Here is a 21,389-nt window from a genome sequence, read left to right on the forward strand (position 1 = left end):
GATGGGAGACGTTATAGATATATATGGATTATCACCTTTGCAAAAAGGAATATTGTTTCATACTTTATACGATCAAGATGATGAACATTCTTTTTCCTACATTGTACAAGTAGGCTTCTTGCTCGGGGGGCAATTGGATGTTGCTACTTTTGAAAAGGCTTGGGAATATGTTATTCATCGACATGAAGTTCTACGCTCAGTATTTGTGTGGGAGGAAGTAGAAAAACCTCTGCAAGCAGTTTACCAACGTCTTCCTTTTACTATTCATCAAGAGGATTGGAGTGCCCATTCGCATGAGGAGAGGGAGAAGAAATTACACCAGTTTTTGACTGCAGATCGTAGAAAAGGATTTTTATTGGATGAAGCACCGTTGATGAGAGTCACTGCGATTAAAGAAGCAGAAGAGGAAACGAGAATCATTTGGACACATCATCATATTTTGCTAGATGGGTGGAGTGTGTCATTGGTCTTTAGTGAAGTGATGGAAGTTTATCTCAAGATGATAAAGGGAGAATTGTTGAATCTTCCTAAACCTCTTCCTTATAAAAAATATATCCAGTGGATAAATAAACAAGATCAAAGTCAAGCAGAGGAATTTTGGACAGAAGAATTAAAGGGGTTTTATGCACCTACGCCATTAGCGATGGAAAGAAAAGATCAAGAACAGGAGAAGGGCTATGGAGAGTGTGTTTATCAGGTATCTGAGGAACTCACTGAGAATTTACAAGAGTGGGTACGAAATAGTCGATTAACATTGAATACGTTAGTACAAGGCGCATGGGCCTATTTGATGAGTAGGTATAGCGGTGAAAGTGACATCGTATTTGGCGTAACTAGCTCTGGACGTCCTACTGATTTGATAGGAGCAGAGAATATGGTAGGTCTATTTATTAACACATTACCTACTAGAATTCGATTAACGAATGATACATTAGTAGTAGATTGGCTTCGTAAAATACAGATGAAAGAAATGGAACGAAGACAATATGAATATAACTCGTTGGTTGATATTCAAGGGTGGAGTGAGGTTCCGCGGAATAGCTCCTTATTTCATACCTTGTATGTGTTTGAAAATTACCCAATTCAAGGTGAGAGAAATGATGATTTAAGATTACTAGATGTTAAAAGTGTGGAACAAACAAATTATCCTTTAACACTCATTGTAATGCCTGGTAAGGAAATTACTTTAAAGTTGATGTATGACCGGAGCTATTTTAATGAAGAAACAATAAATCGAATCCAGGGTCACTTATTGCAAACATTAATTCAGATGAAAAAGAGCCTAGATTCAAAGCTCTCCGAAATTACTCATTTAACAATGGAAGAGCAGACACAGTTACTAGAGGAATGGAATAATACTCAAGTAAAATATTCAGCTGAGGGCATGATTCATACGGCATTTGAGGAGCAAGTTAAGAAAACGCCAGGAGCAATCGCAGCTATTTACGAAAATGAACAAATTACCTATAGAGAGTTGGATGAGCGTGCTAATCAGTTAGCACATTATTTACAAAAGCGTAGTGTAGGTCCAGAATCTCTTGTCGGAGTATATATGGAACGTTCATTACAAATGATGATAGCGTTATTAGGTATTCTAAAATCAGGAGGGGCATATGTTCCACTTGATCCTACTTATCCAGAGAGTCGGCTTCGTTATATATTAGAGGATGCTGGAATTGAAGTACTAGTGACGGAAGAGAATTCTGAAAATTTATATATATCTGAAGACGTTGAAACGATTTGTATGAATCAAGATTATACTGCAATTGAAAAAGAAGAATCAACCCCATGTATAAGTGGCGTAACAGGAAGAAGTTTAGCGTATGTTATGTATACCTCAGGATCTACAGGGAATCCAAAGGGAGTGATGATTGAGCATCATTCAGTAATTAATTATCTAGAATGGATGCAACATCAATATCCACTTTCTGAAAAGGATGTGGTCTTGCAGAAAACGCCATTCTCATTTGACGTATCTGTTTGGGAGTTATTTTGGGGTATTCACGTGGGAGCAGGTGTATCTTTCCTGCCTCCAGGTGGAGAAAAAGATCCTTCCATTATAGCTGAAGTGATTGAAAAACATCAGGTTACTATTGTTCAATTTGTACCTTCGATGTTATCTGTTTTCTTAGATCACTTCAATCATATTGAATTGAACATGAATTGTTCGTCCGTACGTCATGTGTTTTCTGGTGGGGAAGAACTAAGTTCAGGGTTGGTTCGACGATTTCAACAGCAATGGAATCATAGCGGACAAGTAAAATTAACCAACTTTTATGGACCAACTGAAGCCACTATTTATGTAAATGCATTTGACTTGCAACCTATTCAAGAATTTGTGTCTATTGGGCAGCCGATACAGAACACGCAATTATATGTATTTGACCAGAATCAACGCTTGCAATCAATAGGCATAGAGGGTGAGTTATATATTGGTGGTGCTGGTTTAGCGCGTGGATATTTAAATCGTCCGACTCTCACTGCCGAAAAATTCATTTCGCATCCATTTCGATTGGGAGATCGACTATATCGAACAGGAGATTCAGTAAGATATCTAACTGATGGAAATTTAGAATTTATAGGGAGAATGGACCATCAAGTAAAAATGCGTGGTTTTCGGATTGAACTAGGAGAAATTGAAGCGACTTTAGAAAAATGTTCGTTTATTAAAGAGGCTGTCGTATTAGTTAGAGAAGATCGTCCGGGCGATCAGCGATTGGTGGCATATGTGATAAGCAATGGAAATACCCGAAAGTGGCGAGAGTATCTACAAAACCAATTGCCAAATCACATGATTCCAGCGCACCTTGTAGAGTTAGAACAGTTCCCGCTTACTCCGAATGGGAAAATCAATCGAAAGGCCTTACCAGCACCTGATGAGCGACCTATAGGGAATTTAAATGTTCTACCTCGGACGCCTTCGGAAGAGCTTATTGCCTCGGTTTGGAGTCAAGTGTTAGGAACAGAAAATATCGGTATTCAGGATTCCTTTTTTGAACGGGGTGGGCACTCACTACTCGCTACTCAAATCGTCTCTCGATTACAAGAATTGTTCCAGATTAAAATCCCGCTACGTGAACTTTTCAAGCACGATACAGTGGAAGCATTAGCGAAACGAGTAAATCAGTTGCGCAAAGAAGATAAAAAACGAGAGGTTCCATCCCTTGTACCTATGATGCGGGAAGAATTTATTCCACTTTCCTATGCACAGAAACGCCTATGGTTTATTGATCAATTAATGCCAAATAGTGCGATGTACAATATTCATGCAGCGTGTCGTTTAACAGGAAAATGGTCAATTGAAGCATTGGAGGCCGGATGGAATCAGTTGTTGAAACGTCATGAATCATTACGGACGATAATTCTAGAACAAGAAGGTGAACCTTTTCAACAGGTTCAATCTCATGTATTCAGATCCATCCCTCAAACGGATCTAACAGACCTCTCTTCGGAAGATAGGGAAAGAGAAATGAAACGGCTCATTCAAAACGAAGCGGAGGAGCCATTTCACTTTGGACAAGGTCCTCTGATTCGAACACGAATATTGAAAGTGGACAGGGAAGAATGGATTCTCCTTTGTACGATGCATCATATTATTTCGGATGGGTGGTCAATGGGAATCTTACTTGAAGAATGGATGGCTTTTTATGAAGGAGCACTAAGTGGAAAACCGGCGGAACTGAAGGAGTTATCTGTCCAATATGCAGACTTTGTCATGTGGCAGAAGGCATGGCAAAATGAAGAGAATTTGGATCAGCACCTCCAATATTGGAAGGAAGAATTGTCTGGGGAGCTACCGGTTTTACAATTACCGATGGATCGTCCTCGACCTGCGGTTCAAACCCACCGTGGTGCGAGTCAGTCCTTATTAGTGGCGAATTCCCTACTGGAAAAGCTCAAAGATTTAAGCCTGCAAGAAGGATCCACTTTATTTATGACCTTGATGGCAGCGTATCAGAGCTTCCTTTCTCGTTATTCAGGACAAGACGACATCTTGGTTGGGAGCCCAATTGCAAATCGAAATGTTAAAGAGATTGAAGGATTAATAGGTTTCTTTGCAAATACGTTGGTTTATCGAGCTGATTTCAGTGGAAATCCGACGTTCCAAGAACTTTTGTCGCAGGTACGAAAAAAAGCACTAAAAGCATACGAGTATCAGGACATTCCATTTGAGAAAGTGGTTGAATCCGTAAAACCGGAACGGAATACAAGTCATTCACCGATATTTCAAACTATGTTTACTTTACAGAATACGAAACAAGAGTTTCCTCAGCTATCTGAAAGACACATGGAACTCATGGGAAGTCATGCTTCTGTCGCGAAATTTGATTTGAGTTTATTTGCTTCTGAGACGGAAGAAGGATTATCACTAACCTTTGAATATAATACTGATTTGTTTAATGATACAACCATTGAACGTATGGCAAGTCATTTTGAACATTGGTTATATCAAATTGTATCTTATCCAAAAAATTTATTATCGGAAATGGATATGTTATCGAAAGCAGAATATAAGCAACTACTAGAGGAATGGAATGAAACAGGTGTTGTAGATATACGAGAAAGTACGATTCATACATTGTTTGAAGAACAAGTGAAACAAACACCAGAAGCAATTGCAGCAGTGTGCGAAGATGAAGAACTAACATATCGAGAATTGGACGAACGCTCGAATCAGCTGGCTCATTATCTACAGAAAAATGGTGTAGGATGCGAGTCATTGGTTGGGATTTGCGTTACACGTTCATCCGAGATGATTGTCGGCCTCTTAGGAATCATGAAGGCAGGAGGAGCATATGTCCCAATTGATCCAGCGTATCCGGAAAGTCGACTGCAATATATTTTAGAGGATGCTCATATAAAGGTACTGGTGACACAGGAAAAGTTACAGCAAAAAATGGTTTTACCTAAATCTGTTGACGTAATTTGTATTGATCGTGATCGAGCAGAAATAGAACAAGAAGTAACTACGGTGTGTACAAGTGGAGTGATGAGCAATAACTTAGCCTATATCATCTATACTTCAGGTTCCACTGGAAATCCAAAGGGAGTAATGATTGAGCACAGAAATACAGTAACAATGATTCATTGGGCGCATCACACATATTCCCGAAAAGATTTAACAGCAGTGTTGGCTTCAACTTCGCTATCCTTTGATTTATCCGTTTTTGAAGTGTTTGTTCCCTTGACAATGGGTGGTAAGGTGATTGTCGCTGAAAATGCTCTACACCTAGACAGGCTGTTTACCAAGGGTGTGACCCTGGTCAATACTGTGCCATCAGCAGCAAAGGAACTGGTTCGAGCAAATACAATCCCTTCTTCGGTAAAGGTGATGAATTTGGCTGGAGAACCATTGCCACATGCACTTGTTCAAGACTTATACGAGAGAAGTCCGATTGAAAAGGTGTACAACCTATACGGGCCATCCGAAGATACTACGTATTCCACATATATGGAATTAGAAAAGGGTGGCATGCATAGGGTACCACCAATTGGTAAACCAGTCTTTAATACGGAAGTATATGTACTGAGCGCGGAACAAAAATTGGTTCCAATTGGTGTAGTTGGTGAACTTTACATTGGTGGATCAGGATTAGCACGTGGATATTTAAACCGCCCTGACTTAACAAAAGAGCGTTTTATACCGCATCCGTTTAAAGATGGAGAGCGAGTATACCGGACTGGAGATCTAGTAAGGTATCTGCCGGATGGGAATTTGGAGTATCTTGACCGAATCGATCATCAGGTGAAAATTCGTGGGTTCCGGATTGAACTAGGAGAAATTGAAGCGACATTACAAAAGCATGCATTAGTTAACGAAGTCATTGTGATGGTGCGGGAAGAATATCCTAGTGATCCACGTTTGGTTGCTTATGTTGTGGGAGATGGGGATGCTCATACGTGGCGTGATTATCTCAAGGCCCAGTTACCAAATTACATGGTTCCAGCCTATTTTGTCGGATTGAACGCATTTCCACTCACCCCAAATGGGAAAATTGATAGGAAGGTCTTACCAGCACCAGAGAGACAGGAGATAGCGAGTGGGTATATTGCCCCTTGTACGTCTACGGAAAAAACAATCGTTTCAATATGGCATCAAGTTTTAGGTGTAGAAAATATTGGAATCCAGGATTCGTTTTTTGAAATCGGTGGCCATTCATTACTTGCTACGCAAGCTGTTTCCAATCTTAAAGAGGCTTTTGGAATTGAGATACCATTGCATGATTTATTTATGTTCCATACGGTGCAGCAATTGGCAGAACAGATTGATCAATTGCTCTATAACAGAAATCAAGGAATGCAGAATGATAGTAAGGATAATATAAGTCTTCAAGACTATATTCAAAAAGAAGCAGAAGTGAGTAATGATGAAGAATTACTTGAACTGCTTAAGCAATTAGAAGAGCTATCAGAGGAAGAAGCACAAGGGATATTCGAGAGTAATTTGATTGAGGAAGGGGTAAAAAAATGAGAAGTGATTTACTTGCAAAGCTGAGTTCGCTTTCTCCTGAGAAGAGAGCTTGGCTTCAGAAGAAAATGCAAAAAAAGGAGAATAAAGAAGCACTCCCATTGTCTCATGCACAACAACGTTTGTGGTTTATGGACAGATTTAACCCAAACAGTTCTTTATATAATATTCCAACGGTATGGCGTCTAAAAGGAAATTGGATTCCTGAAGCATTAGAAAAGGGATTCAATCGACTCATTGAACGTCATGAATCATTACGAACCGTTTTTAAAGAAGTAGGAGAACAACCTGTACAACATATTGTCGATTTCCTTCCTAGCATATTACCTGTAAGGGATTACTCTCACCTTCCTCTAGAAGTAAAAGAAAAAGAGGTAGATAGTTTAATTGTGAGAGAAGCACAAGAACCATTTGATTTAATGAATGGCCCTTTAATTCGTAATCAGCTTGTTCAATTAGGAAAGGATGAATGGTTATTACTGTGTACGATGCATCATATTATTTCTGATGCTTGGTCCATCGGTATATTCATGAATGAATTACTTGCTTTCTATGAAGAAGAAACGGGCGGGAATCCTGCTAAATTAAATTCACTATCAATTCAATATGCAGACTTTGCGAAGTGGCAAAAGGAGTGGTTGCAAGGTGATGTGCTAAATCGTCAACTCGCGTATTGGCAGGAAGAATTGTCTGGGGAGCTTCCTATATTACAACTGCCAGTGGACCGATCTCGACCGGTTACGCAAACTTACGCTGGGGATACGCATCATGTGATTTTTCCTTATAAATTACTCAATCAATTGAAGGATATAAGTCGACAAGAAGGGTCTACCTTATTTATGACTTTAATGGCTGCATACCAGAGCTTTCTTGCCCGTTATACGGGGCAAAAAGATATTCTCGTTGGAAGTCCGATTGCAAATCGGAATCATAAGGGAGTAGAAGGATTAATTGGTTTCTTTGTTAATACGTTGGTTTACCGAGCGGATTTGAGTGGAACCCCTACTTTTCGGGAGATTTTGCTTCAAACAAAGAAAAAGGCGTTAAAAGCTTACGAATACCAAGATATACCGTTTGAAAAAGTGGTAGAAGCTGTGCAACCTGAACGAAGTATGAGTCATTCTCCTATCTTCCAGACCATGTTTACACTACAGAATATAAAACAAGAACGACTAGATTTGTCTGGTAAAAGTATCGAAATGGTAGAAAGTAATATGTCTATTGCGAAATTTGATTTGAGTTTAACTGCCTACGAAGTGGATGAAGGTCTATTTGTCTCTTTTGAATACAACAAAGATTTATTTGATAGTAGTACTATTGCACGTATGGCGGACCATTTTGAGAACTGGTTAAATGAAATCGCGTTTCACCCAGATAAATCATATACAAAGCTGTCAATGTTATCGGACACAGAGCGGAAACAGCTCCTAGAAGAATGGAATGACACTGACGTAGTTTATGGTCATGAGTCTATGATTCATGAGCTGTTTGAGAAGCAAGTTGCACGTACACCTGATGCGGTGGCGGTAGTTTATGAAGGTGGAAAGTTAACTTATCAAGAACTCAATGAAAAATCGAACCAATTGGCACATTATCTACAAAAACGGGGTATAGGACCTGAATCATTGGTTGGTATATGTATTGAACGTTCTCCTGATATGATTATTGGTCTCTTTGGGATTTTGAAAGCAGGTGGGGCTTATGTCCCACTGGACCCAAGTTATCCCGAAAACCGCTTGAGATACATTTTGGAGAATTCACAAATTCAAGTGTTGTTAACAAAAGAGGCACTACAGGACTGGTTACCTAAAGATATCCAAGCAATTTGTTTAGACCGGGATCAGGTAATGATTTCTAAAGAGAGTAATTTGACTCCGGTGAGTGAAGTGACAGCAAATAACTTAGCGTATATCATATACACTTCGGGTTCAACAGGGAATCCAAAGGGAGTAATGATTGAACATCACTCGGTAATCAACCGCCTACAGTGGATGCAGAAAAAATATCCATTATCTGAGGAGGATGCAATTTTACAAAAGACACCGTTTTCGTTTGATGTTTCTGTCTGGGAATTATTTTGGTGGTCATTTGTAGGAGCACGTGTTTGTTTACTTCCACCCGGAGGTGAGAAAGATTCTGCGATGATTGAGGAGTATATCGAACGATATCGCGTGACCACGATGCACTTTGTTCCGTCGATGTTATCTACTTTCTTGGATTATATGGAACAATATAAATCGAAAAGAGATGTATCGTCATTAAATCAGGTTTTTACTAGTGGAGAAGCATTAAACACTGAACAGGTTCGCCGGTTTAAGGGGGGATTTTACGATGTTCAGCAAACGAAGTTAATTAACTTGTATGGCCCTACCGAAGCGACTGTGGATGTGACTTGTTATGATTGTGATTTAGAAAAAGAACCAATGCTTATTCCAATTGGTCGTCCAATTGATAATACTGAGTTGTATGTATTGGATCAACATCAACAGTTGGTACCGATTGGTGTGGCGGGGGAACTTTACCTTGGTGGAGTAGGCTTGGCGCGTGGCTACTTCAATCGATCAGATTTAACTACTGAACGTTTTATTCCGCATCTCTTTAAAGAAGGGGAACGATTATATCGAACGGGTGATCTAGTGAGATATATGAATGATCGTAACTTGGAGTATATTGGAAGAATAGATAACCAAGTCAAAATCAGAGGGTTCCGAATTGAACTGGGAGAAATCGAAGCAGCTTTACATGATCACTTATCTGTAAAAGAGGCTGTCGTGTTGGTGAAGGAAGATCGACCAGGAGATAAGCAGTTAGTAGCTTATGTAGTGGGTGAAGGGGATACTGGAGAGTGGCGTGAATATCTCAAGAAGCAACTACCACATTATATGGTTCCGGCATACTTTTTCAAAATTGAAGGGATGCCACTCACTCCAAATGGTAAGGTGAATCGGAAAGCCTTACTGGAATTGGAAGCGCAGTTCATAAGTGAAGATATTACTTCATCACGAACACCAGTGGAGGAGCTCATCGTTTCCGTATGGAGCCAAGTGTTAGGTATAAAAAATATTAGTGTTCAGGATTCCTTTTTTGAAATCGGTGGTCACTCGCTACTAGCTACTCAAGTAGTGTCACGTTTACAGGAAATCTTTCAGATCGAATTACCGGTACGTGAACTATTTGAGTATGCAACGGTGGAGTCACTGGCAAAGCGATTAGATCAGTTACGTAAAGGAGATAGAAAACGAGATTTTCCGCCACTAATGCCGATGGAACGAGGGGAAACTATTCCACTATCTTATGCCCAACAGCGCTTATGGTTTATCGATCAATTTACACCTAATAGTGCACTTTACAATATGCCAATAGTATGCCGCCTTACAGGGAGTTGGCTACCTGAGGCATTGGAAACGGGATGGAATCAGCTAATAGAGCGTCATGAATCATTGCGGACGGTCTTTCATGAAGTGAACGGTCAACCCGTACAGCAAATTGAACCGTATGCTTTTCGATTAATTCCGAAAACGGATTTAACTATGTTTTCTCCAGAAGACCGAGAAGAAGAAGTTAAACGTTTGATTCAACAAGAAACAGAAGTGCCATTTGATTTAGGCGAGGGTCCACTGATCAGGACAAGTATTTTGCAAGTGGGAGAGGAAGAATGGATTCTCCTTTGTACTCTACATCATATCATTTCAGATGGATGGTCAATGGGAGTCCTACTTGAAGAATGGATGGCATTCTATGAGAAAGCTACGGATGGAAAGGTAGCAGAACTTGAACCATTACCGGTTCAGTATGCCGACTTCGCTCAGTGGCAAAAAGGATGGTTGAAGGCGGAAGTGCTTGATCAACAACTCCAATATTGGAAGGAAGAATTGTCTGGGGAGCTTCCTGTACTCCAACTTCCTATGGATCGCCCGCGTCCCGCAATACAAACTCATGACGGGTCGACATACACTCTGGTTCTGCCAAGCACGCTACATGACAAATTGAACGAATTTAGTCGCCAAGAAGGGGCTACACTCTTCATGACGCTGTTGGCTGCATATCAAAGTTTTCTATCACGTTATACGGGACAAGAAGATATTCTGGTCGGAAGTCCAATTGCTAATCGAAATTATAGAGAAATTGAAGGACTTATTGGTTTCTTTGTCAACACATTGGTTTATCGGGCTAATCTGAGTGGTAGACCGACATTTCAGGATGTTTTGTCTCAGGTTCGTCAAAAGGCATTGAAGGCGTATGAATATCAAGATATCCCTTTTGAAAAAATTGTAGAAGTTGTACAACCAGAGCGGAGTACAAGTCATTCGCCAATCTTCCAGACTATGTTCATCTTGCAAAATATGAAACAAGAGTTCCCGGTGTTATCTGGTAGAAGTATTGAAATGATAGAAAGCCATAGTCCAATCGCAAAGTTTGATTTAAGTGTAATGGTAGCTGAGACGGAAGAGGGAGTACGTTTTACTTTTGAATACAATAAGGATTTATTCAATGCCACAACTATTGAACGGATGGCAGGGCACTTTGAGAAATGGCTACACGAAGTTTCCCATTACCCGCAAAATCCGTTGCATAGTCTGAGCATGCTATCGGAACCTGAGCGTACTTTGTTATTAGAAACATGGAATGACACTGTAATGGAAATGCCCCCACAGGGTCTTATTTGCGACAGATTTGAGGAACAAGTAGCAAAGCGTCCTGAAGCGATTGCGGTAGTTGATCAAACAAAAGATTGGACTTACGGTGAACTGGATGCACAAGCAAATCAGTTGGCAAATGCTTTACAGCGAAAAGGAGTTGCTCCAGAGTCAGTCGTGGGAGTTTATCTTCCGAGGTCGGCTGAGCTCATGGTAAGTTTACTGGGCATATTAAAAGCTGGTGGAGCTTATGTCGTTTTAGATCCGTTGTATCCAAAATCAAGGTTAGAATACATGATTGAAGATGCAGGAATTCAATTTGTAGTGACGGCGGAAGGACAAGAAGGCCTTTTCGAACAGGTCGAAATGGTAAGGTTAGAAGAATTAACAGTGGAAAGCGTAATCGCACCTACGCGGCAGATAAATCCAGAGAACTTAGCTTACATTGTCTATACCTCTGGTTCTACAGGAAAACCAAAGGGTGTCATGATTGAATATCGCTCATTAATGAATATGGTTTCTTGGCATCAAGAAGTTTATCGTATTACAGCAGAGGATCGTGCGACTCAGATTGCAGGGATTGCTTTTGATTCGGCCGTCCAGGAGATTTGGCCGTATCTAACTGCTGGTGCAGCACTCTACTTGTCAACAGAGGAACTGAGAATTAATCCAGAAGCACTAAGAGACTGGCTCATTGATTCGCGAATAACAGCTAGTTTTGCACCTACGCCTATTCTGGAAAGACTCTTGAAATTATCTTGGCCAGGTAAAACGGATCTTCGTTTTATCATTACCGGCGGGGATCAATTAACGCAGTATCCATCTAACGATATTCCTTTTGCGGTAATCAATCAGTATGGTCCATCGGAAAATACCGTTGTTACCACGGATTGTTATGTACCTGTAGGAGTGACAACAGGTACGCCATCGATTGGTCGACCGATTGCGAATACAGAAGTTTATGTGTTAGATTCTCATCTTCAGCTAGTACCAAGTGGTGTGATTGGAGATCTCTATATTGGAGGGAAGAGTCTTGCTCGTGGATATGCTAATCGTCCGGACCTTACAAAGGAAAAATTTATTTCGCATCCATTCAAATCAGGAGAACGTCTCTATTACACCGGAGACAAAGCAAGTTATCTTTCTGATGGTGCTCTCCAGTTCCATGGTCGTATAGATGACCAAGTGAAAATTCGTGGTTTCCGGATTGAATTGGGAGAAATAGAAGCAGTTTTGCAGGTGCATTCTTCTGTGAAAGAAGCGGTTGTATTGGTACGAGAGGATGATCCAGGCGACAAGAGATTAGTAGCTTATGTAGTTGGTGAAGGAAGTGTCCAAGAATGGCGAGAGCATCTACAAACACATTTACCAAATTATATGGTCCCAACAAACTTTATTGAGATGGAATTTTTACCACTTACACCGAATGGAAAACTTGATTTAAAGGCATTGCCAATACCTAGCAAAGTATCTACTGAAATTACCGTTCACGCACGAACTCCGTTAGAAGAACTTATCGCTTCAGTGTGGAGTCAAGTGCTAGGAATAGAAAATATAGGTGTTCAGGATTCTTTCTTTGAACTTGGTGGTCATTCTCTACTTGCTACACAAGTGGTCTCACGCTTGCAAGAAGTCTTTCAAATCAAATTACCGGTACGTGAACTGTTCGAATATTCAACGGTCGAGGCATTATCGAAACGAATGGATCAGTTACGTAAGGGAAGCAAAAAACGAGAAGAAATTCCACCATTGATGCCGATGGAACGAGGAGATAACCTTCCACTTTCTTATGCCCAACAGCGCTTATGGTTTATCGATCAATTTGCACCTAATAGTGCACTTTATAATATGCCAATGGTATGCCGTCTTACAGGGAATTGGTTACCTGAAGCGTTGGAGGTGGGATGGAATCAGTTGATAGAGCGTCATGAATCATTGCGGACAGTATTTCATGAAGTGGACGGTCATCCTGTGCAGAATATTCAACCGTATACTTTCCGTTCCCTTCCACAAATTGATTTAACTAAGATTTCTCCAGGAGAGAGAGAAAGAGAAGTGGAGCAATGGATTCAAACTGAAGTCGAATCCCCATTTGACTTAGAGCAAGGGCCATTGTTCCGTGGACAAATCGTGAAAATTTCAGAAGAAGAATGGGTTCTTCTGTGTAATATGCATCATATTATCTCGGATGGATGGTCGATGGAAATTTTGTTCCAAGAATGGATGGTACTTTATGAGGGGGCGATTGGCGAAAAACCAGCAGAGCTCGCACCATTACCAGTTCAATATGCCGATTTTGCTCAATGGCAAAGGGATTGGTTAAAAGGGGAGGTACTAAATCAACAGCTTGCATATTGGAAGGAAGAACTGTCTGGTGAGTTACCAGTCTTAATGTTGCCGATGGATCGTCCCCGTCCTCCGGTGCAAACCCACCATGGATTAACTCATAATGTGTTGTTGTCACGCTCATTACTGGATAAATTAAACGAACTTAGTCGTCAAGAAGGGGCAACGCTTTTCATGACCTTATTGGCATCTTATCAAAGTTTCCTTGCCCGTTATACAGGACAATCAGATATTCTTGTTGGAAGCCCAATTGCGAATCGAAATTATCGAGAGATTGAAGGATTGATTGGTTTCTTTGTCAATACGTTAGTCTATCGGGCTGATTTAAGTGGCGCACCGACATTCCAAGAGTTGTTGTCTCAGGTACGTACAAAAGCATTGAAGGCGTATGAATACCAAGATGTTCCGTTTGAAAAGATTGTAGAAGTCATACAACCCGAGCGAAGTACAAGTCATTCTCCGATCTTCCAAACCATGTTTACCTTACAAAACACGAAACGAGAGCTTCCAGAGCTTCATGGAAGAAGTTTAGAACCGATGGAAAGTCATGCTTTGATCGCCAAGTTTGATTTGAGTTTAAGCGCCGCAGAGGTGGAAGAGGGTTTATTCCTTTGTTTTGACTATAAGACTGATTTATTTGACATTGTAACGATCAGACGTATGGCTGAGCATTTTGAAAACTGGTTGAATGAAATCGTGGAACATCCTGATAAATCATTGATGAAGCTGAAGATGCTATCGGAATTGGAGAAGCAATTGCTGGAAGAGTGGAATAATAATGCTGTAGCGTATCCACGTGAGAGTGTGATCCATACACTTTTTGAAGATCAAGTGGGTCGTACACCTGACACGGTAGCGGTGGTGGATGAAAATCAGCAGTTGACGTATCGAGAGCTGAATGAGAAAGCAAACCAATTGGCACATTATCTCCAGAAATGTGGGATTGGGAGCGAGTCATTGGTTGGTCTCTGCTTCCATCGTTCAGTTGAGATGATTGTCGGTCTCATGGGGATCTTGAAAGCTGGGGCAGCCTATGTCCCATTGGATCCATCGTATCCAGAAAGTCGCCTACGATATATTCTGGAGGACACAGGGATTCAAGTATTGGTCACGAACGAAGCATTAGAAGGTTGGATAACTGAAGAAATCAAAACAGTTTGTTTGGATCGGGATAAAGCGATGATCTCGCGAGAAAGCACCCTTTCACCAATTTGTGAAGTGACAGGAGAAAACTTGGCGTATGTAATCTATACTTCGGGATCAACAGGGAATCCGAAGGGAGTTATGGTAGAGCATCACAATGTGATTCGTTTATTTAAATCAACGGAATGTTGGTATCAGTTTGATGAAAAAGATACTTGGACGCTTTTCCATTCTTATGCGTTTGACTTCTCGGTATGGGAGATTTGGGGGGCGTTACTCCATGGCGGAAGATTGATTGTTGTTCCTTACTGGATTAGTCGATCGCCCAAGGATTTCTATCAACTGTTAGTAAAGGAGAAGGTTACGGTACTTAATCAGACACCATCCGCATTTCGACAATTGATACAAGTGTGTGAACAAGAAGATGAGAAGAAAGATTTGTATCTGCGCTATGTCATATTTGGTGGGGAAGCACTCGATCCTACCAGCTTGTTACCATGGTTTCAAAGGTATGGAGAGCAGAACCCACAGTTAATTAATATGTATGGAATTACAGAAACTACCGTTCATGTTACGTATTATCCAATTACTCAAGATGATGTGCAGCATGCTTTGAGAAGTAATATAGGAAAACAGATTCCAGATTTAGAATTGTATGTACTAGACGCTTGTCAACAACCTGTGCCTATTGGCGTAGCTGGCGAACTATATATTGGTGGAGCAGGACTTGCACGTGGATATTTAAACAGACCCGAATTGACTGCAGAGCGTTTCATTCCTCATCCATTCAGTAGTGACCCAGGAGCGCGATTATATCGGACAGGAGACTTAGCGAGATACTTACCTGATGGAAATCTGGATTATCTTGGGCGGATTGATCACCAGGTGAAAATCCGTGGTTTCCGAATTGAGCTCGGAGAAATTGAATCTGCTTTAAACGCACATGTCTCCATAAAAGAGGCTGTTGTGATTGTTCGAGAAGATCAGCCGGGTGATAAACGGTTGGTGGCATATGTCGTGGGTGACGGGAATGTAGGTGAGTGGAGAAATTATCTTAAGGCGGAACTACCAAGCCATATGGTTCCTTCAGGATTTGTGATGATGGAAGCAATTCCACTAACTGCTAACGGAAAAGTTGATCGTGAGGCCTTACCTGTACCAGAGGAGAGGGAAATCGAAAGTGAATGTGTTGCCACGCGGAATGGTAACGAAGAAACACTGGCCACCATTTGGAAGCAAGTATTAGGGATTAAAAAGGTGGGAATCCATGATAACTTCTTTGAAATTGGTGGAGACTCAATTCTCAGCATTCAGATTGTCTCTCGTGCGAAGCAAGCAGGTTTGCAATTGACGCCAAAGCAAATGTTTGAACACCAAACGATTGCCGAGTTGGCGCAAGTAGTCAATGAAGAACAGGGTGTACAAGCAGAGCAGGGAGTTGTAACTGGAGAACTGATCCTTACACCAATCCAGCAATGGTTTTTTGCACAAGATCATCCAAACCCACACCATTGGAATCAATCCATGTTTTTTAGAACAAAAGAGCGACTGGATATAGTATTACTGGAGAAAGCTGTGAGTGCCCTTCTAATCCATCATGATGCTTTGCGTTTAAGATATGAACGGTTACCGAATGGAGCTTGGAAACAGCGGAACGAAGGGATCGAAGAACAATCGACGCTGACCGTTATTTCATTAGACGAAGTGCCACAAGCAGAATGGCATCAAGTGATTCAAACGGAGATTGACACTGCACAAGCAAGCTTGCACTTACACGCAGGACCGCTAATGAGAATGGTGTATTTTGATGAAGGTGAGAAAAGAGCCGGCCGATTATTCTGGGTGATTCATCACTTAGCAGTGGATGGTGTTTCTTGGAGGATTTTACTGGAGGATTTGCAAACGGCGTATAATCAAGCGAGTCAGGATCAGATGATCCAATTACCTACAAAGAGTACATCCTTTAAAGCGTGGTCGGAGAAATTGCATCATTACGCTGAAGCTGGAATTGTGCAAGAAGTGCGTGATTACTGGGAGCAGCAATCCGAACAAGAAGTGGCTATGCTACCAGTGGATACCACCCTCGAAGTTCCAGCAAACACAGGAACCGAGGAGATTACCGTGGTGCTGGATGAGAAAGAGACCCGTACGTTATTGAAAGAAATTTCAAGCACTCATCGTGTCCAAATCAATGAGGTACTATTGACAGCATTGGTACAGGCTACGGCAGCATGGACAGGTCATCCGACGCTGACCGTGGATTTGGAGGGGCATGGTCGGGAAGAGATTATCGAAGACGTTGACCTATCTAGAACTGTGGGGTGGTTTACAAGTATTTATCCTGTTCACTTAAATATTACCGGTGCCGACACGCCAATTGCAGCATTAAAATTAGTTAAAGAACAAGTGCGTCAAATTCCTAATAAGGGTGTTGACCATGGGGTTTTGCGGTATCTGAACACAACAATGTGTGAGAAATGGGGGTCTCAACATACACCGTCTATTAGTTTTAACTATCTTGGACAATTTGACCAAATGTTTTCTGACGATGCAATGCTTATTCCGGAGAACGGATTTAAGCGCTTAGATCATGCTTCTGGTTCCAAGCGCTTGCATTTAATCGATGTAATTGGAATTGTAACGGATGGGAAACTTCAGTTCACTTGGGTATACAATGTAGGACAATTCGCGAAATCAACGATACAAAGTATTGCAGAGAATATGCTCCATCAACTAAGTAAATTGATTCAATCTGCGGATGGAGAATCTGCACTGACCGTTTCTGATTTTGTGATGGCTAATCTTGACCAAGCCAGTTTGACAAAAGTATTATCCAAGATGAATCGTGGAAATAATTATCAGATTACCGATTTATATCCACTATCGCCTTTGCAAGAAGGTATGATTTTCCATACATTGCATGACCAAGGGGATGAACATGTAGCGCCGTATATAGTGCAATTAAGTTTCATGATTAGAGGAGAATTGGATATTGTAACTTTCGAACAGGCGTGGAAATCGGTAATTCAGCAGCATGAAATTTTTCGCTCATCTTTCCTTTGGGATGAAGTTGAAGAGCCTTTACAAGTGGTGTATGAGAGTGTTCCATTTAAGGTGAATGTAGAAGATTGGCGTACGCTGACTGCTGAAGAAAAAGAGGGGAAAAGAAAAGCCTTTTTGGCATTGGATCGAAAACAAGCCTTTCTTTTTGATGAAGCGCCATTGATGCGGGTGACTGTCATTCAAGAAGGTGAGGAAGAATATCGGATTGTTTGGACACATCACCATATTCTGTTGGATGGATGGAGCCTACCACTGGTCTTTAACGAATTGCTTACAGTGTACCAGAAGAGAATGAATGGAGAAGCCGTGCATTTACCTAAGTCATCGCCATACAAGAAATATATTCAATGGCTAAGAGAGCAGAATCAGGATCAGGCGGAGCAATTCTGGAGAGAGAAACTTAAAGGTTTTACAGCTCCAACTCTGCTGGGCTTAGAAAGTAAAGAGCAAGAAAAAGGTTACACAGAGAAGGTAACTTATTTATCAGAAGAGCAAACCCAAGCGTTACAAAACTGGGCGAAGCGCAATAGGCTCACTTTGAATACGGTAATTCAAGGTGCGTGGGCGTATCTCATGGGCCGGTATAGTGGAGAAGATGACATTGTCTATGGTGTAACTAGCTCAGGACGCCCTACGGAGATTATTGATGTTGAAAACATTGTAGGTCCTTTTATTACCACATCACCGACACGAATTCAGTTGATAGATAATATAAAAATAATGGATTGGTTGCAGAAGATACAAGAGGAAGAGATAGAAAGAAGACAATATGAATATGCTTCTTTGACAGAGATTCAAGGATGGAGTGAAGTTCCTAGAGGAACCCCGCTGTTCCATAGCTTGTATGTGTTTGAAAACTACCCAGTGAAAGAGGAGTCCTCAGGAAATCTAGAAATTGGTGAGTTGGAAGGAGTAGAGCAAACTCATTATCCATTAGGATTGACAGTTGTCCCAGAAAGCCAGTTGTTGTTAAAGTTGAAGTATGATCGTAGCAAGTTTAATGGTCTCACTATTGAACGGATGCTGGGGCATTTAAGCCAGGTGTTAAAGCAAATGTTCGAGAACTTTGATCAAACTCTGTCGGAGCTGGTGTATGTTACGGAAATAGAACAGAAACAACTACTGGAAGAATGGAATGATAATGCAGCAGCGTATCCACGTGAAAGTGTGATCCACAAACTTTTTGAAGATCAAGTGGATCGTACACCTGATGCGGTGGCAGTGGTGGATGAAAATCAGCGGTTGACGTATCGAGAGCTGAATGAGAAAGCAAACCAATTGGCCCATTATCTTCAGAAATGTGGGATTGGGACGGAGTCATTGGTCGGGCTTTGTTTCCAACGTTCAGTTGAGATGATTGTCGGTCTCATGGGAATCTTGAAAGCTGGATCAGCCTATGTTCCGCTGGATCCATCGTATCCAGAAAGTCACCTACGATATATTCTGGAGGACACAGGAATCCAAATATTGGTTACGAACGAAGTATCACAAGGTTGGATACCTGAAGAAGTTGAAACAGTTTGTTTGGACCGAGATCAAGCAATGATTTCGCAAGAAAACACCCTTTCACCAATATGTAAAGTAACAGGAGAAAACTTGGCGTATGTTATCTACACTTCAGGCTCGACCGGGAATCCAAAAGGGGTTATGGTGCAGCATCATTCGGTATTAAATCTATCCTATGGTTTACAGAAAGAGGTTTTTTCACATCGGGCACATGATAACATGCGCGTTGGTCTAAATGCCTCAATCGCCTTTGATTCATCCGTTAAACAATTACAAATGCTTTTGTATGGTTCTAGTTTATATATTATTTCAACAGAAGTTCGCAGTGATCCTCAAAAGTTTGTATCTTATATTCGGGAGAATAAGTTGGAAATGTTCGATATAACACCTTCACTACTCCAATTACTCATAGATGAGGGGCTGTTAGAAACAAACGATAGTGTTCATGTTCCAAGCAAGGTACTGGTCGGTGGAGAAGCGATTATGCCATCACTGTGGGAACAACTAGTAGAGAATGACCATATCCATTTTTATAATGTATATGGTCCTACGGAATGTACGGTTGATGCGACATGCTATCGTATCAAAAAAGATAGTAAGAGAGTAACCATTGGGCGTCCGTTGCCAAATGTTCAAGCCTATGTATTGGATGAGAAGTTGTTACCTGTTCCAGTTGGTGTAACGGGTGAACTTTATATCGGTGGAGCAGGCCTAGCGAGAGGATACTTGAATCGTCCAGAGTTAACGTTAGAACGTTTTATTCCTCATCCATTTAATGAAGGGGAACGGTTATACCGGACGGGGGATCTAGTCCGCTATTTAGCTGATGGCCATTTGGATTATCTGGGAAGAATCGATAATCAAGTGAAAATTCGAGGATTCCGGATTGAGCTTGGAGAGATTGAAGCGAATTTAGAAAGTCATCCATCGGTGAAAGAGGCGGTAGTCTTGATAAGAGAGGACCAACCAGGAGATCGGAGAATGGTTGCCTATGTGGTGGGTGAAGGAAGTATGCATGAATGGCGTGAGCATCTCAAGAGGCAAGTACCGAATTATATGATTCCTGCACACTTTATTGAGGTGGATGCGATTCCGCTTACAACAAATGGGAAGGTTGATCGAAAGGCACTGAACAGCTTAACGATTCAAAGAGAAAGTACCTTTTCTACACCAATCATCCCACGGGATGAAATCGAGTATCAGCTGATTACAATCTGGCAGGATTTGCTACAGTTAGAAGATATCCATGTAAACGATGATTTCTTCAATATAGGAGGTCACTCTCTCCTTGTAATCAAATTGATTTCAAAGGTCAGAGAGAAATTTGGAAAAGAGATTAAGGTGCCCGCACTAATTAAGAATCCGACAGTGGAAGGAATCGCTTGTCTCATCCGTGAGAATCATTGTATGGAAGAATCATTATCGGTTCTGGTTCCATTACAAGAATCAGAGAAAAGACCTTTCTTCTGTGTTCACCCGTTTATGGGTAATGTACTCTGTTACATTCAGCTAGCAAGGTTACTCAAGGATCACTGCTCATTTTATGGTCTACAGAATCCTCTCGTAGAGAAAGAAGGAATGAACGGGTTGATTTTATCGGAAGTAGTTCAACTCTACATCGAGGAAATGAAGCGGGCTCAGCCAGAGGGGCCGTATCGTCTGGGAGGATGGTCTCTGGGCGGTGCCATCGCCTATGAAATTGCAACTATGCTACGGAACCAGGGAGAAGAAGTTGAGGTGTTGGTACTATTGGATACCAAGGTGCCTTCAGAACGGGATTACAAGACAGAAGATGAAATGCTATCTTATATATTGGAGCATTTCATCAATATAGAGTTAGTGGATCAGGAAGAAGAGCTTGTTCATCAACAGGACATGCTTGTTGAGCAATTAATTGTGGAAGGAGTACTCCCGCCTGATGCAAATCTTACGAATTTGAAGCAAATTATCAATGCTCACAGGAAATGTCTTAATTTAATGGCAGAGCATGATTTAACACCATATTTTGGAGAAGTCATTTACTTTAGTGCTGAGGAAGGTAAAGAATTGTTTACGGATTGGAAGCCTTTATTAAAAGGAAGAGTGAATATGTATTCGGTCCCTGGATCACACGAAGAAATAGTAGCTTCCCCCGCAGTTGAAAAGTTAGCTAAGTATCTACTAAATGAATTAGAAGGAATAAAAGAGACGTCCCTTTCACTAACGGAAAAGTAGAGAGCGCAAAA

At 41.1% G+C, this 21,389-nt stretch carries 2 protein-coding genes; both read left to right on the top strand.

Annotated features, from left to right (window positions below; genetic code table 11):
• The first annotated feature begins 1 nt into the window (after window position 1).
• The gene (locus tag I6L50_RS30245; protein ID WP_219303915.1) at window positions 2–6,472 is read left to right on the top strand and encodes a non-ribosomal peptide synthetase; all 6,471 of its coding nucleotides are present in this window, start codon (window positions 2–4) and stop codon (window positions 6,470–6,472) included.
• Complete coding sequence (locus tag I6L50_RS30250) at window positions 6,469–21,378, top strand: non-ribosomal peptide synthetase (RefSeq protein WP_219303916.1); 14,910 nt, start codon at window positions 6,469–6,471, stop codon at window positions 21,376–21,378. Before I6L50_RS30245 ends, I6L50_RS30250 begins: the two co-directional genes overlap by 4 nt.
• Window positions 21,379–21,389: the final 11 nt, after the last annotated feature.

The sequence above is a fragment of the Bacillus sp. FDAARGOS_1420 genome, from assembly GCF_019344915.1.
Taxonomy (GTDB): Bacteria; Bacillota; Bacilli; order Bacillales; family Bacillaceae_G; genus Bacillus_A; species Bacillus_A mycoides.